This is a genomic window from Pseudomonas sp. DNDY-54 (assembly GCF_019880365.1).
In the GTDB taxonomy this organism is placed as follows: Bacteria; Pseudomonadota; Gammaproteobacteria; order Pseudomonadales; family Pseudomonadaceae; genus Stutzerimonas; species Stutzerimonas stutzeri_P.
Map to the genome: position 1 here is coordinate 2,165,080 of NZ_CP082271.1, position 17,913 is coordinate 2,182,992.

Consider the following 17,913-nt stretch of genomic DNA (forward strand, 5'->3'; position numbering starts at 1 on the left):
GTTAGGAAACAGCATTGGCTTGGCGCCGCATGCCCAGCAATTGCTGGTACAACCGGTCATAGGGTTCGATTGCGTGGCTCCAGAAAAACCCACCGCTCATGGCGCGGCAGCGCATCGCATTAAGTAATTTTGGATTCTGATGAACGTACAAGGCTCGCTCCACGGCGCCGCGATAGCTCTCGACCGTGGCCTCGTTGAAGAGGAAGCCGGTAACGCCATCGTCGATGCTGTCGGCGAGCCCGCCAGTGCGGTGAGCGATGGGCAATGAGGCGAAGCGTTGGGCGTACATCTGGCTCAGGCCGCACGGCTCGTAGCGCGACGGCATGAGCAGAAAGTCGCTGCCGGCAAAAAGTCGGCGTGCATCGGTTTCGTTGAAGCCGATGTGCGCGCCAACACGGCCCGGGAATCGCTCGGCGAGGCGCCGCACTTCATCTTCGATGTGAGGTTCGCCACGGCCGAGAATGGCCAGTTGTCCGCCACGCGCGACGATGGTCTCGGCGATTGCGATGGTCAGGTCGATCCCTTTTTGATGCACGAGGCGCGAGACGACCGAAAACAACGGACCGTTGCCAGCCTCCAGACCGAATAGCTCACGGACATGTTCAGCATTGGCTTGTTTGCCCGACCAGTCATTAGGGCTGAACGGGCTGACGAGGTGTGAGCAGCTCTGCGGCTCCCAACTCTCGTCAATGCCGTTGAGCAAGCCGCTGAGCATGCCCTGACGGGCCTTCATGCTCAGGAAGCCCTCCATGCCGCAGCCAAACTCCGGCGTGGTGATCTCGCGCGCATAGGTCGCACTGACCGTGGTCACATGCTGCGCGTAGGCAATGCCGGCCTTGAGCAGCGACAGCGCGCCGTAGAATTCCATACGCTCGGGCCCGCAGCCTTCCAGCGGAATCCCCAGCGAGCGCCGCAGGCTCATGTCTATGTTGCCCTGGTACGCCAGGTTATGAATGGTGAACACACACGGCGTGTTGAGGCCACGCCAGTGCATATAGGCAGGCGTCAGGCCGGTCGGCCAGTCATGGGCGTGGACCAGGTCAGGAACCCAGCGAATCCCCGCGGTACCCGCGGCGATATCCGCTGCAGCCATGCACAGGCGAGCAAAGCGAACCGGATTGTCCGGCCAATCCACGCCGTGTTCATCGCCGTAAGGCAGACCATCGCGGTCATAGAGCTCGGGGCAGATCAACACGTAAATGATCAGGCCATCCGGCATATCGAGGCGACCTACTCGACAAGACGGCAGATCGCCGTGCGAAAGCACGCTGCCGACAATACGAATGGACTCGGCATGCTGCATGACCTGGGCATAGCCAGGGATCAGCACCCGCACGTCGTGCAGCTCGCTCAACGCCCTGGGCAGCGCGGCAGAGACGTCGGCCAACCCTCCGGTCTTGACCAAATCGGTCAGTTCCGACGTCACAAAGAGAATCTTCTTCTTGTCGTCCTGCGTAGTGCGAAGTTGCAGCACTGGCCGTTCGACGGATTTGTCTGGACGAAGCGGTGCGTTCAGACGGGCAGGCCGGGTGTTCACTGCGGCGATACTCATAAGCTTTTCCCCAAGTGGCCGGCGTTTTCGCGTCGAGCCAGCCACAAGCACGTTGTTTCCACGCAGCGCCTCTCTAGGGCTGCGAACCATGAGCACGACAAGAATGATTTTAGATTGGAGCCGCTTGCTATGCGGCGTAGAGCTGCGTTGGCCCTACCTTGGAAATGACCGGACCGCTGTGAATTAGTTCTCAGTTTCTGATGGAATCCACGAGCGGGAACTTTGCTCGTACAGGCCGGTTCCGAAAATTGACTGAATCGAGGTGTTTCCCCGCCGGTAGTCGGAGTCCAGACCATGCAAGACCTTGCTGAAATCGTGCAGTTTTTAAGCGACAAAAAGATGAAATTAACCACGGCCGAATCCTGCACCTGCGGACTGATGGCCTCGCTACTGGGCGACATCCCGGGCTGCGGCCGCGTGCTCGACAGCGGCTTCGTCGTGTACTCGCCAAAAGCTAAGAATCGGCTGCTCCATGTCAGTTTCGAAACCATCGAGACTTTCGGCCTCACCAGCGAGGAGGTCGCCACCGAGATGGCGGTCGGTGCGCTCAATGCCAGCGTCGCGGATATCGCCATCGCCAACACGGGGGTTGCGGACGACAGTGAAGAGGACCCCGGCGGCACGCAGTGTTATGCCTTCGCACTGATGCAAGGCGAACGCCAGGTCAGCATCAGCGAGACGGTGCAGTTCGAAGGGGACCGGGTGCAGATCCGCAAGCAGGCCGCTCGCTACGGGCTTGAGCAACTGCCTTCCAAGTACGAGCAGCTGTTACGCAAACTGGCCGAGCACGATTGATAAGGAGGTGGGTGCGCAGCCGGCCTTGGCGCGCACCGAGAGGTGAACATGTCGCTGCCCTGCGCCCTGTTTTGCGGCGGTGCGGGGCACACCAAACGCGATCGCGTTTATACCGGTGGCTGACGCTCGGGCTCCACGCGGTCCGGCACCGATGTGTCGATGGGCGTCTTCTGCCCGACGCTGAGGTCCGCTCGCAGCATGGGCAGGCAGTGCGGGAACTGCCGCTGTATGAAGCCAATCAGGTTTTCCCGCAGGTGGCAGCGTAGGTCCCAGTTGCGTGAGGAATCGGGCGAGCTGACCAGTACCCGCAGCTGAATGGACTTCTCGCTGGTATCGGTCACCTGCAGGACAATGACGCGCCCGTCCCACAGGTCCGGGACCTCCACACACAGTCGCCGTAGCTCCTCGCGCAGCGGCTCCAGCGGCAACGAGTAGTCCACCCAGAAGAAAACCGAGCCGATGATGCTGGAGTTTCGGCGGGTCCAGTTCTGGAACGGTTTTTCAATGAAGTATTGCAACGGCACTACCAGCCGACGGTCGTCCCATATCCGCACGATGACGTACGTGCCGGTGATTTCCTCAATCCGGCCCCATTCATTCTCGACAATCACCACGTCGTCCAGGCGGATGGGTTGGGTGATCGCGATCTGAATCCCGGCGATGAGATTAGCCAGGACGGGGCGGGCAGCGAAACCGACCGCGAGACCGGCGAGGCCGGCGGAGGCGAGCAGGCTGGCACCGAACTGGCGAGCTGCCGGAAATGTCATCAGCATCGCGGCCGCACCGATCAGCAAGACAAAGAAGCTCAGCGTCCGCAGCAACACCCGCGATTGGGTCTGGATCTGCCGCGCACGCAGGTTGTCGGTGATGTCTACCGGATTCTTCAGCCGCACGAACTGCTCGACGCTCCGCAGCAGGCGCATCGCCAACCAGGTGAAACACCCGATGATCAGTAGCGTCGTGATGCGACGCGTCGCGCCTATCAACACGAGATCGTCGCTCGCAGCCGTCAGAACGGTCTGCAGGCCGAGCAAGGGCAACAAGATGCGGATCGGTTTTTCCAGTTGCTCGGATACGGCCTTGGTGAAGAGAAATCCGCGGCCCAATCGCAACATCACCGCCGTCAACACGCGACCGAACACACTTAGCAAGACCACGACGAAGGACGCCGCCATCAGGGTGCGCAGGGCCGGCTCAGTTATGTGGTTTTCCCATTGCAGGAGAAAGTCGAGGGGTCCGATAACGTATCTCCGCTCAGATGATTGCAACCAAATGACTGACAAGGGGCAGGCAAGTTCAGGCTCAACGTGCTGTCAGTCGGATCTGCGGAACTCCCATCGGTGGCCCTTTTCACATTTAACAAGGGGCATGACCCCATTCGCTATCTGACACGATGGGAGACACGAGATGCAAAGCGCACAAACTGGAAATGATGTCCGCATTGAACGTTTGATCGAATGGCTGCGTGATGCCCATGCGATGGAGGCCCAGGCCGAAACCATGCTCAACAAGCAGGCGAGTCGTATCGAGCATTATCCGGAGCTCAAAGCACGGATCGAGCAGCACATCACCGAGACTCAAAACCAGGCCAAGCTAATCGAAGGGTGCCTGCAGCGGTACGACAAATCGTATTCGGGCTTCAAGGACCTGGGCGGCAAGATGATGGCGATGGGGCAGGCCATGGGCGGGATGATGGTCAATGACGAGATTGTCAAAGGCGCGCAGATGGGTTACGTCTTTGAAAACCTCGAAATCGCTTCGTACGAGATTCTGATTGCGGCAGCCAAGGCCGTCGGCGATACCCAGACCGAGGAAGTTTGCACCCGTATTCTGGCTGAGGAAGTTGCCATGGCCGATTGGATGTGCAGCCATCTCGCCGAACTGACGCAGGCTTACCTAACCCGGGCACAGGCGCCGAACACTGAGGCCAAGCGCTGATCGAGATGCCCTATGCCGAACGGTCGTTACCGTTCGGCGACTTCGGCAGGATTGGGCGAGGCCATCAGGCCGCCACGCGTGGCATATAGCTCGAACCGCAGCTCCTGGGCGAGCCGGACCAGATTCGCCGCGTCGCGGCACTGTTCGTCGGTGATACCGAGCACCGTAAGTTCCTCACCGTCGAGATGCTCTTCGTAGAGTCGAACGGTGACGCGGCTATCTTCCTGGGCGCGGCAGTCGCAACGGAACGGATGAAGGTAATCGCGAAGGATGTTTTCTATCGTCAGCAGAGGTAGACGTGAAGCCATGATCCTTCCTCCCATCGTCAATCCACAATTCGCGAGGCCGCTCGCGGTCAGGTGCCGCGGCGTTGCACGTGCGACACCTTTCAACGCTAGCAGGACCTGCCTCGTTGTAAATACCGCTTTGTCGCTGTCTGTTGGCGGCAAAGGCACGTCAGAACAGTCCGCCGTCACGCTTCCAATCAAAGGTTCAACTTCATGGCGAGCCGCAATCAGCCGCAGGCTGGGCGATTGCCGTTTCGGTCGTCACGGCCGTTTATTAGGAGAAGGGGTCCAGCGATGAAATCAGTCCTTACCTTTGCATTCGCGAGCGTTATGGCAACTTCGGCGTTTGCTCAATGGCCGGCCGGCACACCCGAGGATGAGCGCGGTGCGCGCCCCAGTCCAATGGGCAACCCGACGCCGCAGGAAACCCTCGAAACGCACAAGGATAGCCAGGGCCGTACGGTCACTGAAGACGGTGATCTGGTTGCCACGCCGCCCAATACCGAGGGTGAATCCGATCCGGACGTGGAGGACCCATCGGTTCGTCCGGGGCGGCACTCCAGCCATGGTGGGCCGACAGATTCTGCATCGGACCCGGGTTCGCTCGAATAAAAGCTCGCCCGGCCCGCTTGAACGTCGCGTAATAGGAGCTCGCAGCATGGCCCTCGACGAATACAACAGAAAGCGCGACTTCGCGGCGACGCCCGAACCTGGCGGCGACGCCAAGCCGAGGGCCAAGCGCGATAAGAGCCAGGCGCTGCAGTACTGTATCCAGAAGCACGATGCGTCGAGGCTGCATTACGATTTTCGCCTCGAGCTCGACGGCACGCTCAAGAGCTGGGCAGTGCCGAAAGGCCCGTCGCTCGACCCAAAATCGCGTCGGCTGGCGGTACACGTCGAAGATCATCCGCTGGACTATGCGACCTTTGAAGGCACCATCCCGGCGGGGCACTACGGGGCGGGGGATGTAATCGTCTGGGATCGCGGTATCTGGATCCCTCAGGGTGACCCGCACGAAGGCTATCGCAAAGGCAAACTCAAGTTCGCCTTGGAGGGCGAAAAGCTCAGTGGAACCTGGAACCTCGTCCGCACCCGTATGGACGGCGGCAAGGAACAGTGGTTTCTGATCAAGTCGAACGATGAAGCAGCACGGCCGGAGCAGGAATACGAGATCGTCAAGGAACAACCGGACAGCGTGCTCAGTGACCGTACGCTGATCCCACGTAAGCGCGGCAAGGCAAAGCTCGAAGTCGACGCCAAGCCGGTCAAAGCTCCGGCGGCTCGCAGCCGTAAAAAAGCTGAGAAAGCGACGCTATCCGGGGCCAAGCCCGCGCCGTTGCCCGACAGCATCAAGCCGCAGCTGGCGACCCTTGTCGAGTCGGTCCCCGACGGCGACTGGCGCTACGAGGTTAAGTTCGACGGTTACCGGATCATGGCGCGGATCGAATCCGGCAAGGTGCAATTGTTCACACGTAACGGCCACGACTGGACGGCAAAAATGCCGCAGCAGGCCGAGGCGCTTGCGGCTCTTGGGCTGGAGTCGGCCTGGCTCGACGGAGAAGTCGTGGTGCCTAACGAGGAGGGCACGCCGGATTTTCAGGCCCTGCAAAACGCCTTCGAAGTCGGGCGTAGCGGTTCCATCGTCTACTACCTGTTCGACCTTCCTTATCTCAATGGCATGGACCTGAGAGAGGTGCCGCTGGAAGAGCGTCGGGCGGCGCTGAGCCAAGTGTTGGAAACCAACGACAATGACCTGCTGCGTTTTTCCGCCGACTTCAGCGAGGAACCGGAAAGCATGCTGGAAAGCGCCTGCCAGATGAAGCTGGAAGGCCTTATTGGCAAGCGCGCCGGCAGCACTTACGTCTCCAAGCGAAGCAGCAGCTGGGTGAAGATCAAGTGCAAGAACCGTCAGGAGTTCATCATCGTCGGCTACACCGATCCCAAGGGTGCGCGCAGCGGCTTTGGTGCATTGTTGCTGGGTCTGCATGATGAAAAAGGTGAACTGCGGTATGCCGGCAAGGTGGGTACCGGTTTCAATCAAGCGACGCTAAAAAGCCTGCACGCCAAGCTCAAGCCATTAGAAGTCGACAAGCACCCGCTGGCCAAGGCACCACCCGCCGCAGATGTGCGGGGCGCGCACTGGCTCAAGCCGGACCTGATGTGTGAAGTGGCGTTCGCGGAAATGACCCGTCAGGGCGTGATTCGCCACTCCGTGTTTCACGGATTGCGTGCTGACAAGCCTGCCAAGGCGATTACCCATGAGCGTCCGGCAAAAGCGGCAAAACCAGCCGCCGGCTCCGGAAAGTCTGCTGGCAAGAACGCGGTCAGCGCCGGTGGCAAGATCAAGATTTCCAATCCAGACCGGATCATCGACAAATCCATCGGCGCCACAAAAATGGAGCTGGCACGGTTCTACGCAGACGTTGCACCTTGGGCGCTACCGTACCTGCGCAAAAGGCCGTTGGCATTGGTGCGCGCACCCGAAGGCATCGATGGTGAATTGTTCTTTCAGAAACATATCGAGAAGTTGAGCATCCCGCACATCACGCAGCTCGACACCGCGCTGTTCCCCAAGCATGCGGCGCTTATGACGATCGACACCGTCGAAGCGCTGGTCAGCGCAGCGCAGATGGGCACCATCGAACTTCACACCTGGAACGCCGTAGCGCCGGTGCTCGATCACCCAGATCGCTTTGTTCTGGATCTCGACCCCGATCCCGCGTTGCCCTGGAAACGGATGATTGAAGCCACTCAATTGACCCAGACCTTGCTGGATGAGATCGGGTTGGAGTCGTTCCTCAAGACCAGCGGTGGCAAGGGCTTGCACATCATGGTGCCGCTTGAACCGGTGCACGGTTGGGCCGAGGTCAAGGCGTTCAGCCAGGCCATCGCGCAATACTTGGCAAAGCTGCTGCCCAAACATTTCTCGGCGGTCAGCGGCCCGAAGAACCGCGTCGGACGAATATTCATTGACTACCTACGCAACAGTCAGGGTGCCAGCACAGTGGCGGCGTATTCGGTGCGAGCTCGGGAGGGCTTGGGTGTGTCCGTCCCCATTCATCGTGACGAGCTAGCCGATCTGAAGGGCGCCAATCTCTGGACCATTCGTAATCTGATTCCACGTTTGGAAGAACAGGGCCAGGACGATCCATGGGCTGGCATCGACGAGACACGGCAGACCATTACCGCAGAGATGCGCGAACGGCTGGGGATGAAATGAAGTACAGCGGATAGGTAGCGCAGCCGCTGTGCATCAGCGTAATGACAGCGAACCGACGGCCTGCTGCACTTGCACTGCGTTGGTGCGTTTGCTGAGTACCGATACGCAAAAGGCCGCCTTGCAAGGCGGCCTTGAGTTGCGCTTAGTAGGTGATCACAGCCCCGTCTTCGGGGATGTCGACACGGTCTTGAATGCCTTTCTCGGTCACGTAGGCGTTGAGCTCCTGGCGGGTCTGGCCCATATGGTTGATCGAGTCCATATGCGTTGCGAGGATCCGGGCGTCAGGCACCGCCTGGGCTACACGTGCCACGTCTTCCTTGCCCATGATGATGGCACCTTCGTAGCCGGTCAGCAGTGCGTAGCCCGCGTTCACCACGATGATTTCTGGACTGTACTGAGTCAGTGCCTGATCAACTTCGTCGCGCCAGATGGTGTCGCCGATCAGGTACGTTGTTTTCTGGCCCGGGGCCTCGAAAACTACACCCATTGCTTCACCGAGAGATTCAGCAATTTGAGCATTGGCGTACATCGTGTCGGTGCCATGCTGGCCACCGGTCTTGCTCAGCGTAACCCCGCCGAATTCTGTTCCGTCTTCGAGAATACGGACATCCTTGAAGCCTTGATCACGGATGATCTTCGCATCCGATTCGTTCTGCACGAACAGCGGCATATCTTTCGGCAGCAACTGCTGGGCCGCGTCGTCCCAATGGTCTAGGTGGGTATGCGTCACGATGACGGCGTCTACTCCACTGAGGATGTTCTGCGTCGACATTGGTAGCTCGACCAGCGGGTTTCGCAGCTCGCTGCGATAAGTACCTTCGAAACCGGGGTAGGTGCCTTTCTTCGCCAACATCGGATCGACGAGGAATGTCGTATCGGCGTAGCTGATCTTCACCGTGGCGTTGCGGATCTGCTGCATCTGTACCTCAGCAGCGGCCGATGCAGACGAATGGTTGGTTGTGTCATTGGCCAAACTGGCGCCGGCTGTGAGGCTGAGCGCTAAAAAGAGAGTGCCTGCGAAGGTGCGTTGAAACAGCATGGGTGTCTCCGGGATGTGCTGTTGAAGGAGCACGCATTGTGGGGATCAGGAGAGAATGACGAAATCGGCCTAAAAGACAATCAACAATAAATTCGGGCCAACGGTCCCGCGTCGTCCGCCGGTCAGTGCGTTGTGCCTGACTCCATACCAAAGCGACGCCGATAGGCACCGGGTGTAAGCCCAACCACTCGGGTAAACACCTTTCTGAACGCGCCCGGGTCGGCGTAACCGACCTCCCAGGCCACCCGCTCGATGGGCAAACGACCGGTCTGCAGCAACTCGCGGGCTCGAGCAACGCGTAGTCGCTGCCAGTAGTCGGTCGTGGTCATGCCGGTTGCTTTGCGGAAGCGTCGCAGAAATGTCCGTTCCTCAAGGCCGGCGCGTTGTGCGAGCTCGGCCAGTGCAACCTCTTCGGCAGCGGTCTCTTGCAGCCATTGCTGGACGGCAAGGATGGCGCTGTCGCCGTGGTTCAGTCGCGGCGAGAAGGCGCTGTAGTAGCGTTGCTGCCGGCCCGGTGGATCGATGACCAGCATCTGCGCGGTATCGATCATGGCTTTCGCACCCAGGTAACGGTCGACCAGCCGCAGCCCCAGATCGGTCCAGGCCATGAGCCCGCCGGCGGTGATGATGTCGTCGGAGTCAATGATGAGCTGGTCGGCATCCAGGCGTACGTCCGGAAAGCGGTCCGAAAAGCGCTCGACATATAGCCAGTGGGTGGTTGCCGTACGCCCAGCCAGCAGGCCGGTTTCGCCAAGCAGAAATGCCCCGGCGCAGATCGATGCCAACCGCACGCCGGCGTGGTGCTGTTGGCAGAGCCAATCGCGATAGGGCAGCGCGGCCTTGGCAGTGATCGGCTCCTCCAGGCTGGGCGGCAGGATCAGTACGCTGGGCTTGCAGCAGGCGTCGGCGTGCGAGTCATGAACGCGCTTGGCTGTCTGATCGGTTTCGCCCAGTTGCCAATGGCTGATACGTAGCGGGGGTCGGTCAGGGTCGTCCGCCGACCCATTGAACCGCCCGGCGATGCCGAAGAGATCAGTCAGGCCGAATACCGTCGCCATCTGAACGCCGGGGTAGAGGACGATGCCTAATTCGGTTTGCGGTTGGTTCGGCATGTGTCGATAGCACCCTCGAAGTTGTCGGTCACACCCCTTCGCAGCGCTGCGCGGATGGCCAATGATGTTCTCGTCATTTCATACAGCATCTTCGCAGGAGCTAGCCATGAGCAAGCGAGCACTGGTCGTAATCGACCTTCAGAATGAATACCTACCCACGGGCAAGCTGCCACTCAGCGGCATCGAAGGCGCCGTCGCAAACGCGGCAAAGGTAATCGCCGATGCCCGCGCCAAGGACATTCCAGTCATCCATGTTCGTCATGAGTTCGCTCATGGGGAAATGTCGGTGTTCGAACCTGGCAGCGAGGGCGTGCAGATCCAGCCCGCCGTTGCGCCACAGGCGGGTGAGCCTGTGGTGGTGAAGAACTACCCGAACTCCTTCCGCGACACGAACCTCAAGCAGTTGCTGGACGAGAAAGGCGTGAACGAACTGGTCGTGGTCGGCGCCATGAGCCACATGTGTGTCGACGCCGGTGTACGTGCGGCGGCCGACATGGGCTACCCGGTCACCGTCATTCACGATGCCTGCGCCACCATGGATCTGGAGTTCGGCGGCGTGCAAGTGCCAGCGGCGCAGGTGCACGCCGTGATGATGGCTGCCCTGGGCTTCGCCTATGCCAGCCTGCAATCGACCGCAGACTACCTCGCGGACTGATTCGCTGTACTGCAGAACAACCCAGCCTGTGCAATCACACAGGCTGGATTGTCGATGCATCAACGAACGATTGGCCCGAACGTAATGATCGAAATATTTAGGCCAATCCGTCCCAATGCTGTGTGATACTCGCCGGCAATCTACACCGCTGCGGTATTTCCATGACCTCGCTGAATGTCTGTGTTGTCGCGTTCGAAGGCGTGAGCCTGTTCCATCTCTCTGTCCCTGCGATGGTCCTGGGTGGAGGGGACGAAGCGTCGGACGGCCCTCGCTATGAGGTGTCTTATTGCGCGGCGAAGCCGGGCAAGGTGCTCTGCGATCAGGGACTTACGATCGACGTGCCAGACGGGATGGCAGCCATGGCGGGTGCCGACATCGTCATCGTCCCTGCGTGGAATGATCCTGAAAAACCGGCGCCCGATGCGCTTGTCGAGGGTTTACGGCAGGCTCACGCGCGCGGCGCCTTGATCGTCGGCCTGTGCCTTGGCGCCTTCGTACTGGGCGACGCCGGGCTGCTCGATGGACGCGAAGCGACCACACACTGGGTGGCCCGTGAGGTGTTCGCCCGGCGCTTTCCGCGCAGTCATTTCCGGCCCGACGTGCTTTACGTGGCGGACGATAATGTCATCACCTCGGCCGGCACGGTGGCGGCGATCGATTGCTGCCTGCATCTCCTGCGTCAACGCCACGGGGCGGACGTGGCCAACCGGATTGCGCGACTGCTGGTGACACCTCCACATCGTCAAGGCGGACAGGCGCAGTACATCGAACAGCCGGTCCCCCAGCTGCCGAGCGAAAGCCGGCTACCCGAGGTGCTGACCTGGGCGCGACAGCATATTCATGAGGCCTTATCGCTGGATGCGCTGGCCGAGGTCGCCCATATGAGCCGTCGAACCTTCACTCGGCGATTCCGTGAGGCGACCGGTACCACCTTTATCAAATGGCTAAACGCCGAGCGAGTGGCAAGGGCCCAGCAATTGCTGGAAACGACCGAGATGCCTATCGAATGCGTCGCCTCGCAGGCTGGTTTCGGCACTACGTTGTCACTGCGCCAACAGTTTGCCGCCCAGCTGGGCACAACGCCCACCGAGTATCGACGTACGTTTCATGCTGTTGTTGCCTGAAAAAAGGCTAACGAACCAGCGAGGGCGCGGTTAAACGGTAGTTAAGATCCAATTGAGACCGGTGAGCTTAAACGGTATCGGTCGTTGAGTTATCTGCCGCTTTGCAGTGGCTTAGTGGCGCAACTGGGAATGGGCTTCACGCGTCTGCGGCCGCTTTCGGCCAAAAGCGGTCGATCACATCCGAGCAGGGAAAAGCGGCTATTAAGAATACTCAGCCGCCCATCTCAACGAAATGCCCAAGTGATTTTGAACAGACTGAAGCGATTAATTGCCCACCTCAACAACCTTAGCGTCGGGTGCGTGGTTTTTCACCGACTCGATACCCTTGTCGCGTGAGGCTTCGGAGGCATATGACTGGCTCGTCCCGACTACTTGGTGATTACCCGCCTTAAGGTTGAACATAAACTTGTCAGCCCCGCTGGCCTTACGCTCGTAGCGTGCATCATCAGGCGCATTTTTTTTGACTGACTCGACTCCATTTAGACATCCAGACTTATCCTTGTAGCCCTCGCTGGCCAGAATTGCTTGGCCATTGTTGGCTTTGAGCCGAAAACGAAATTCACCCGCTTTGTCGTTGTATATTTCAAACGTCCCAGACATATAGCTATTCCTTATTTTTGGCTTTCATGAGATCCATCGATATCGCTGCGGTCCAAAAAATGACTGTTTGCCCATTAGAAATATGGTTTCTGTGTGATGCTAGCCAGGCAAAATCGATGCTCCAGCTTCAGTAGAACTGCATGACAAATGCACCATACCCCAAGAGCTAAACCAGATTTTTGAACAGTCAAAGTATAGACACAGATCTCAACACGGCTCAATTTCTTCGTCGAGTGAAGAGCCCAGCTTTTGCAGAGATATCCGAGCGGCTGCTTTTGGCCGACAGCTGACTGTCACGGCTATCGGAAAAAGGGGCGGATGGCGGAGGCGTCCTTCCCGCATCTAGCGACAAATGGAGCTATTTTTGGCGACGCGGTCTGCTGGTTTCTAGCCGATCCTTGCCAGGCAATATGCCAAACATGCGTAGGTAGTCTCTTGCAAAGTGTGAAGCACCTTCATAACCAACCTCGAACGCTGCGCTACTGGATGACCTGCCTTCAGACACGATCAAGCGCCGCGCCTCGATCAGTCGTAATTGCTTCTGGAACTGCAACGGTGTGAGTGAAGTGATCGCCCTGAAATGTTGGTGAAACGAAGAGCGGCTCATACCCGCTACGGCAGCCAGCCGTTCGGCCGGCAGCGCGTTGGCGTACTCGGCTCGCAATACCGCAACGGAGCGGGCTATGCGATGAACATGACTGTCAGGCGTGCCGAGTTGGCGTATCGCTGCGCCGTGTATACCCGTGAGTAGCCAATAGTGGACTTCGCGCAGCAATTGCTGATGTAGCAGGGCCAATGCGGCCGGACGGTCAAGCAGCTGCATCAAACGCAACGCGGTGTCGGCGACTTGCTCGTATGTTGAAGTATGTTCATGAGGTGTGACGCTTAACGCCTGCGCCTGCATTTCCAGCACCAGATCGGCGATTATGCAAAGGTCCAGATCAAGTGCGAGCGACAGATAAGGCGTGCTCGCACTCGCCTGCATGATCTGGCTGACCATGGGCTGGTTGGCAGTGATCAGCATGGAGTCGCCAGCAGCGTAATCCAGCTGTTGGTTACCAATGGAAACGCGCTTGCTGCCCTGCAGCACCAGGCACAACAGCGGCCTTGGCAGCGTATGCTCCAACGAAGTAGTCGCGGTTTTGCGAATAGCAATAAGCCCGCAAGCGGTAGATGCAACACCGTCACGTGCACACGCGCCTTCGGTATGGCGGCGAACAATTTCAAGTAGCGTCTCGGCCATACCCTGATCCTGCCATACGGACTGAGCGACGTAAGTTGATTCTGGATGATCAGGCTAGAAAACGGATGAATCCAGCGCTCCACCCAGCCATGCCGATTCTATATTTGAAGCCTCTCGATAGGAGGTGATCATGACTGACAACACAACCCAACCAGGCCCTGTTCCATTCCCGGCTCCGTCCGCACCCGTATTGCCCCACCACGGCGTCCAGGTTAGTGGCGAGCAGGGCGATGACGGTCGCAAAGCCTTCTACATTCACATTGAGGCCATCCCTGGCAGCGAGGCTCAGGTCGTGCAGATGCTAAGGGACATTCTCGCCTGTGTTGAGCAGGAGCCGGCAACCGGACCTTGGTATGGCGTGCGGTACTCGCAGACGACTTTCGGCGTATTCGAGGCGTTCCCGAATCTGGCAGGAAGGCAGGCCCACGTGGAAGGTGGCGGTGGAAAAATATTCAGAGACATAACGCGGATGAATTCGATACTCGCCTATCCGGCTCATGTCTATCGATTAGACATACTTATGAGCAAAGAGGTATTCGCGCGCTGAGACTGCTCTGCGATTGCGGGAACGCCCGTAAAGCACTCACATCGCGCCACGACACCTAGCATGCTGGAAATCGCACTCCATCTAGATGGCTTGAGTAGAGTAAGCCAACCTTCAATAAGTCTGCACGCTCCTGGCCGATAGCAGCCTTGCTACAGGCGGCTTGGGACTGAGTCATAGCTTCATCCGTTCCAGTAAGGCGAGCGGGCGGCGGATCGATATTTGTCAGGCTTCAACTACCTCCGGCAGAACCTTCGCGGTAGTTCGGCGTTCCCGCAGAGACAACCGCGCAACGGCCCGGCGCGCGATGGTCTGATAGGTCTGCGTCAGGGCGCCCGTCGGTTCCGCGATGACGATCGGTACGCCGTCATCCGCGCCTACGCGAATTCGCATATCCAGTGGTAATCCCCCGAGCAGCTCGCTGCCGTATTGATCGGCCATGCGCTGTGCGCCGCCGCTTCCGAAGATGTGTTCTTCATGACCGCACTGGCTGCAAACGTGCAGGCTCATGTTCTCGATGATGCCAAGCACCGGCACGTTGACCTTCTCGAACATGCGCAGACCCTTGCGCGCGTCCAGCAGGGCCAAGTCCTGTGGGGTAGTGACAATCAGCGCAGCGGATACCGGCATCCGTTGTGCCAGCGTCAGATGGATGTCGCCGGTACCGGGCGGTAGGTCCACGATCAGGTAGTCGAGGTCCTGCCAGTTGGTTTCCTGCAGCAGGCGAGTCAGGGCCTGGGTGATCATTGGGCCTCGCCAGATGACAGGCGATTCGTCATCCACGAGAAAGCCGATCGACATGCATTGCAGGCCGTGGCCGATCATCGGCTGCATCTTTCCATCATGGGTGTCCGGCAGGCCGCTGAGGCCGAGCAGGCGAGGCTGGCTTGGGCCGTAGAGATCGGCGTCGAGCATGCCGACGCGAGCGCCGTCCGCGGCTAGCGCCAGCGCCAGGTTGACTGCCGTGGTGGATTTACCGACGCCGCCCTTGCCCGAGGCGACCGCGATCATGTGTTTGACGCCCGGCAGGGTCTGGCGAGTAATGGAGCCCGAGCTGACGGACCAGTCAATTTCTACCGCCACGGAAGTCGCCTGGGTATGGGCAAGAAGCAAGGCCTTCAGAGCCCGGCCCAGCGAATCACGGTAGCCGTCTGCCGGAAATCCCAGCTCGAGATGCAAGTGCAGGTGTGTGCCGTCGCTGCGTAGCTCGCGTATGGCTCCTGCGCTGATCAGGTCGCAACCGAGGCAGGGTTCGATCCATTGGGACAAGGCGTGTTCGGCCTGCTGAGTCAGACCGATGCCGGGTGTCGCAAAGCGGTGAAGTGTCATGGTGAGCTCCCGTGCGGATCGGAGTATTTCTAAAAATGGCTGCTTTGTAGGAGCGAGGGGGACGCCAAGTCTTTGCTCGCGAACAACGTAGCGGCAGCGCTTCGCGAGCAAGCTCGCTCCTACGAGGCGTTTTATTTCTCCACAAAGGCGCGTTCGATGACGTAGTCGCCTGGTTCACCCTGCTGTGGTGAGGCTTCGAAGCCCAGCCCGTCAAGCATGCCGGTCAGTGCGTCGAGCATCGCTGGGCTGCCACAAAGCATGACTCGGTCGCTTTCCCTGTTCAGCGGCGGCAGGTCGATATCGGCCGCCAACTTGCCGGTCTGGACCAGCGTGGTAATACGCCCCTGGTTGCGGAACGGCTCGCGGGTCACGGTGGGGTAATAGATCAGCTTGTCGCGCACTTCTTCGCCGAGGAACTCATGCTGCGGGAGTTCGTGGGTCAGGTAGTCGTGATAAGCCAGTTCGCTCACCTCCCGCACGCAATGCACCAGGACGATCTTCTCGAATCGCTCATAGGCCTCGGGGTCGCGAACGATGCTCATGAAGGGCGCAAGACCAGTGCCGGTGCCGAACAGATAAAGATGCTTGCCCGGCCGCAAGTCGTGCATGACCAGCGTGCCGACCGGCTTGCGGCTGACGATGATGGGGTCGCCGACTTTCAGGTGCTGCAGGCGTGACGTCAGCGGGCCGTCCGGCACCTTGATACTGAGGAATTCAAGATGCTCATCGTGGTTGGCGCTTACGATGCTGTAGGCACGCATGAGTGGTTTGCTCTCGACCTCGAGCCCGATCATCACGAAGTGACCATTCTCGAAGCGTAGCGCCGGGTCGCGGGTGGTGGTGAAACTGAACAGCGTGTCGTTCCAGTGACGGACGCTGAGAACGCTTTCGGTACCGAGTGCAGCCATGACAAATCCTCCAACACGAGTAAGGGAAACAAGGCAGAACAAATCGTCAGGGCGAGGCCATCGTCAGCATCGCCATCGCAGTCAGCAACAGCCCAATGCTGAGCACCGCCAGAAGCACCATCGGCCGCCAGCCCTGGGCCAGGAGATCGCCCAGGGTGGTGCGCATGCCGAGTGCCGCCATGGTCACCAACAAGCAGGCATTGGAGGTGGCGATCAGGCCGTCACGCAGGCCAGCCGGGAGCCAGCCGAAACTGTTCAGGCCGAACAGCGCCAGAAAGCCGAGCAGAAACAGGGGGAATTCGGTGCGGCCGGAATCTCCGCGACGCAGCAGCCAGCCGAGCAGCACGACCAGAGGCGCGAGCAGCGCGACTCGCAACAACTTGGTCAGGGTGGCGACGTCACCTGCTGACTCCGAAACCAGATAACCGGCCCCGGCGGCCTGTGCGACATCGTGAATGCTGGCGCCAAGCAGCAGGCCGCTTTCCACGTCGCCATAACCCAGCGTGGCGAGCAGCGGCGGATAGACGAGCATCGACAGGGTGCCCAGCGCCGTTACGCCGACAACGACCCCGAGCAGTCGGCGATCTTCCAGTCGTCCGCTGGGGATGACGGCGGCGACGGCGATGGCCGCGGAGACACCGCAGATGGCCACTGCCACACCCGCGACCAGGCTGTGCAGCATCGGCAGCCCCAGCCATCGGCCGAGCAACAGTGCGGCACCGATCACTACCGGTACGCAGGTCAATACCATCAGCAGCGGCAGGTTACCGACCACCAGCAGCTGCTCGACGCCGATCCTCGCGCCCAGCAAGGCCACGCCGATGCGCAGAATGTGCCGACTGCAAAAGGCGACCCCAGGCTCCATGCGCACATCCGCGCCCTGGTTGGCGAAGCCGAACCCCAGCAGCAGGACCAGCATCAGCGCCGGCGCGCCGTAATGCTCGGCAAGAAAGCTGCCGGCCAGCGCCAGCACTGCGCACAACGCGGTGCCGGGATAGAGCCGGCAAAGCGTGGCGAAGGGCGGGGCCAGCAATTGCTGGGCGCGGGTATTCATTGCAGGCGCTCGCCCAGTTCACGCAGGTAGGCCCAGGGATAAAGCCCGCGGTAATGACCGTCGCTGAAGTAGAGCTGGACGCCGGCGACACCGGAGACTTCCAGCCTGTCGACGCCCACATCGGCATCGATCAGCGTCAGCATGCCGCGCTGCTGCGCCTGGGCGCATACGGAGCAGGCACAGGACTTACGCAGGGCGAGGCAGCTCAATTGGCTGCGAATGCCGTCGGGCCAGAGCACTTCGAGCATTTTCTGCGCTTTTCGCAGGCGGATTTCCTGGGGTGGGGCGGTCAGGATCTGGGTAGTCATGGGCAACTCCTTAACCAATCAGAAAAAGGGGGAGGGCAGGTGCGGCGGGTGGCCGTCCGGCACCATCAGGGCCGGCGTTTCTGGCGTCCTGACGGAGCGGCTCTGATCCTCCACCGGCCGAGCGCTGCCGGTCAGGGCTGCGCTGCCGATCACCAGCGCCAGCAGGGCGCGGCCGAGCCAACTCGTCATGACAAGTTCAGGCATG

Annotated in this window: 19 protein-coding genes; 7 read left to right on the forward strand and 12 right to left on the reverse strand. The window is 59.9% G+C overall.

What is annotated here, in order from left to right:
* Position 1: 1 nt before the first annotated feature.
* The gene (gene glgA / locus K4O48_RS10060) at positions 2–1,552 is read right to left on the reverse strand and encodes a glycogen synthase GlgA (protein WP_222911861.1); all 1,551 of its coding nucleotides are present in this window, start codon (positions 1,550–1,552) and stop codon (positions 2–4) included.
* A 294-nt stretch (positions 1,553–1,846) separates the two neighbouring features.
* Here glgA and K4O48_RS10065 point away from each other — a divergent pair, with 294 nt between their 5' ends.
* A complete protein-coding gene (locus K4O48_RS10065) occupies positions 1,847–2,347 on the forward strand; it encodes a CinA family protein (protein WP_222911862.1) in 501 nt (166 codons plus the stop codon).
* A 107-nt stretch (positions 2,348–2,454) separates the two neighbouring features.
* Here the strand turns inward: K4O48_RS10065 and K4O48_RS10070 are convergent, their stop codons facing one another.
* A complete protein-coding gene (locus K4O48_RS10070; protein WP_409518932.1) occupies positions 2,455–3,522 on the reverse strand; it encodes a mechanosensitive ion channel family protein in 1,068 nt (355 codons plus the stop codon).
* 232 nt (positions 3,523–3,754) lie between these two features.
* Here K4O48_RS10070 and K4O48_RS10075 point away from each other — a divergent pair, with 232 nt between their 5' ends.
* The gene (locus tag K4O48_RS10075) at positions 3,755–4,285 is read left to right on the forward strand and encodes a ferritin-like domain-containing protein (RefSeq protein ID WP_222911863.1); all 531 of its coding nucleotides are present in this window, start codon (positions 3,755–3,757) and stop codon (positions 4,283–4,285) included.
* A gap of 26 nt (positions 4,286–4,311) precedes the next feature.
* Here K4O48_RS10075 and K4O48_RS10080 read toward each other — a convergent pair whose 3' ends face one another.
* Positions 4,312–4,593 (reverse strand): DUF1652 domain-containing protein, encoded by a 282-nt coding sequence (locus tag K4O48_RS10080; protein ID WP_222911864.1) that lies wholly within the window; start codon positions 4,591–4,593, stop codon positions 4,312–4,314.
* A gap of 273 nt (positions 4,594–4,866) precedes the next feature.
* Here K4O48_RS10080 and K4O48_RS10085 point away from each other — a divergent pair, with 273 nt between their 5' ends.
* On the forward strand, positions 4,867–5,184 hold the full coding sequence (locus tag K4O48_RS10085) for a hypothetical protein (protein ID WP_222911865.1): 318 nt from the start codon (positions 4,867–4,869) through the stop codon (positions 5,182–5,184).
* A 46-nt stretch (positions 5,185–5,230) separates the two neighbouring features.
* On the forward strand, positions 5,231–7,792 hold the full coding sequence (gene ligD / locus K4O48_RS10090) for a DNA ligase D (protein ID WP_222911866.1): 2,562 nt from the start codon (positions 5,231–5,233) through the stop codon (positions 7,790–7,792).
* A gap of 142 nt (positions 7,793–7,934) precedes the next feature.
* Here ligD and K4O48_RS10095 read toward each other — a convergent pair whose 3' ends face one another.
* Together K4O48_RS10095 and K4O48_RS10100 are read right to left on the reverse strand one after the other, a co-directional pair.
* Positions 7,935–8,831: an MBL fold metallo-hydrolase gene (locus K4O48_RS10095; protein WP_222911867.1), complete on the reverse strand. Its 897-nt coding sequence runs from the start codon at positions 8,829–8,831 to the stop codon at positions 7,935–7,937.
* Between the two features lie 122 nt (positions 8,832–8,953).
* Positions 8,954–9,943: a GlxA family transcriptional regulator gene (locus tag K4O48_RS10100; RefSeq protein ID WP_222911868.1), complete on the reverse strand. Its 990-nt coding sequence runs from the start codon at positions 9,941–9,943 to the stop codon at positions 8,954–8,956.
* 106 nt (positions 9,944–10,049) lie between these two features.
* Here K4O48_RS10100 and K4O48_RS10105 point away from each other — a divergent pair, with 106 nt between their 5' ends.
* On the forward strand, positions 10,050–10,598 hold the full coding sequence (locus K4O48_RS10105; RefSeq protein WP_222911869.1) for a cysteine hydrolase family protein: 549 nt from the start codon (positions 10,050–10,052) through the stop codon (positions 10,596–10,598).
* 161 nt (positions 10,599–10,759) lie between these two features.
* Entirely contained in the window at positions 10,760–11,722 is a 963-nt protein-coding gene (locus tag K4O48_RS10110) for a GlxA family transcriptional regulator (protein ID WP_222911870.1), read from the forward strand.
* Positions 11,723–11,986: 264 nt separating this feature from the next.
* Here the strand turns inward: K4O48_RS10110 and K4O48_RS10115 are convergent, their stop codons facing one another.
* Complete coding sequence (locus K4O48_RS10115; protein ID WP_003118434.1) at positions 11,987–12,322, reverse strand: YegP family protein; 336 nt, start codon at positions 12,320–12,322, stop codon at positions 11,987–11,989.
* Positions 12,323–12,680: 358 nt separating this feature from the next.
* The gene (locus K4O48_RS10120; RefSeq protein WP_222911871.1) at positions 12,681–13,565 is read right to left on the reverse strand and encodes an AraC family transcriptional regulator; all 885 of its coding nucleotides are present in this window, start codon (positions 13,563–13,565) and stop codon (positions 12,681–12,683) included.
* Positions 13,566–13,695: 130 nt separating this feature from the next.
* Between K4O48_RS10120 and K4O48_RS10125 the strand changes: the two genes are divergently transcribed.
* Positions 13,696–14,112, forward strand: coding sequence for a putative quinol monooxygenase (locus K4O48_RS10125; RefSeq protein WP_222911872.1), 417 nt, complete (start codon positions 13,696–13,698; stop codon positions 14,110–14,112).
* Between the two features lie 222 nt (positions 14,113–14,334).
* Here the strand turns inward: K4O48_RS10125 and apbC are convergent, their stop codons facing one another.
* From apbC to K4O48_RS10150, 5 genes are all read right to left on the reverse strand, one after another.
* Positions 14,335–15,438 carry an iron-sulfur cluster carrier protein ApbC gene (apbC, locus tag K4O48_RS10130; RefSeq protein ID WP_222911873.1) on the reverse strand — a complete coding sequence of 368 codons (1,104 nt, stop codon included), beginning with the start codon at positions 15,436–15,438 and terminating at the stop codon, positions 14,335–14,337.
* A 131-nt stretch (positions 15,439–15,569) separates the two neighbouring features.
* Positions 15,570–16,346, reverse strand: a complete 777-nt coding sequence (locus K4O48_RS10135) for a ferredoxin--NADP reductase (RefSeq protein ID WP_222911874.1) — start codon at positions 16,344–16,346, stop codon at positions 15,570–15,572.
* A gap of 46 nt (positions 16,347–16,392) precedes the next feature.
* Positions 16,393–17,400, reverse strand: a complete 1,008-nt coding sequence (locus K4O48_RS10140) for a YeiH family protein (protein WP_222911875.1) — start codon at positions 17,398–17,400, stop codon at positions 16,393–16,395.
* The gene (locus K4O48_RS10145) at positions 17,397–17,708 is read right to left on the reverse strand and encodes a gamma-butyrobetaine hydroxylase-like domain-containing protein (RefSeq protein ID WP_222911876.1); all 312 of its coding nucleotides are present in this window, start codon (positions 17,706–17,708) and stop codon (positions 17,397–17,399) included. The genes K4O48_RS10140 and K4O48_RS10145 overlap by 4 nt, the downstream gene beginning before the upstream one ends.
* A gap of 18 nt (positions 17,709–17,726) precedes the next feature.
* On the reverse strand, positions 17,727–17,912 hold the full coding sequence (locus K4O48_RS10150) for a hypothetical protein (protein WP_222911877.1): 186 nt from the start codon (positions 17,910–17,912) through the stop codon (positions 17,727–17,729).
* Position 17,913: the final 1 nt, after the last annotated feature.

Coding starts and splice junctions, on each gene's coding strand:
- K4O48_RS10085 (WP_222911865.1), top strand. CDS start 4,867: ATGAAATCAGTCCTTACCTTTGCATTCGCGAGCGTTATGGCAACTTCG.
- K4O48_RS10115 (WP_003118434.1), bottom strand. CDS start 12,322: ATGTCTGGGACGTTTGAAATATACAACGACAAAGCGGGTGAATTTCGT.
- K4O48_RS10135 (WP_222911874.1), bottom strand. CDS start 16,346: ATGGCTGCACTCGGTACCGAAAGCGTTCTCAGCGTCCGTCACTGGAAC.
- K4O48_RS10080 (WP_222911864.1), bottom strand. CDS start 4,593: ATGGCTTCACGTCTACCTCTGCTGACGATAGAAAACATCCTTCGCGAT.
- K4O48_RS10070 (WP_409518932.1), bottom strand. CDS start 3,522: ATGGCGGCGTCCTTCGTCGTGGTCTTGCTAAGTGTGTTCGGTCGCGTG.
- K4O48_RS10125 (WP_222911872.1), top strand. CDS start 13,696: ATGACTGACAACACAACCCAACCAGGCCCTGTTCCATTCCCGGCTCCG.
- K4O48_RS10145 (WP_222911876.1), bottom strand. CDS start 17,708: ATGACTACCCAGATCCTGACCGCCCCACCCCAGGAAATCCGCCTGCGA.
- glgA (WP_222911861.1), bottom strand. CDS start 1,552: ATGAGTATCGCCGCAGTGAACACCCGGCCTGCCCGTCTGAACGCACCG.
- K4O48_RS10095 (WP_222911867.1), bottom strand. CDS start 8,831: ATGCTGTTTCAACGCACCTTCGCAGGCACTCTCTTTTTAGCGCTCAGC.
- K4O48_RS10065 (WP_222911862.1), top strand. CDS start 1,847: ATGCAAGACCTTGCTGAAATCGTGCAGTTTTTAAGCGACAAAAAGATG.
- K4O48_RS10140 (WP_222911875.1), bottom strand. CDS start 17,400: ATGAATACCCGCGCCCAGCAATTGCTGGCCCCGCCCTTCGCCACGCTT.
- ligD (WP_222911866.1), top strand. CDS start 5,231: ATGGCCCTCGACGAATACAACAGAAAGCGCGACTTCGCGGCGACGCCC.
- K4O48_RS10075 (WP_222911863.1), top strand. CDS start 3,755: ATGCAAAGCGCACAAACTGGAAATGATGTCCGCATTGAACGTTTGATC.
- apbC (WP_222911873.1), bottom strand. CDS start 15,438: ATGACACTTCACCGCTTTGCGACACCCGGCATCGGTCTGACTCAGCAG.
- K4O48_RS10100 (WP_222911868.1), bottom strand. CDS start 9,943: ATGCCGAACCAACCGCAAACCGAATTAGGCATCGTCCTCTACCCCGGC.
- K4O48_RS10150 (WP_222911877.1), bottom strand. CDS start 17,912: ATGCCTGAACTTGTCATGACGAGTTGGCTCGGCCGCGCCCTGCTGGCG.
- K4O48_RS10110 (WP_222911870.1), top strand. CDS start 10,760: ATGACCTCGCTGAATGTCTGTGTTGTCGCGTTCGAAGGCGTGAGCCTG.
- K4O48_RS10105 (WP_222911869.1), top strand. CDS start 10,050: ATGAGCAAGCGAGCACTGGTCGTAATCGACCTTCAGAATGAATACCTA.
- K4O48_RS10120 (WP_222911871.1), bottom strand. CDS start 13,565: ATGGCCGAGACGCTACTTGAAATTGTTCGCCGCCATACCGAAGGCGCG.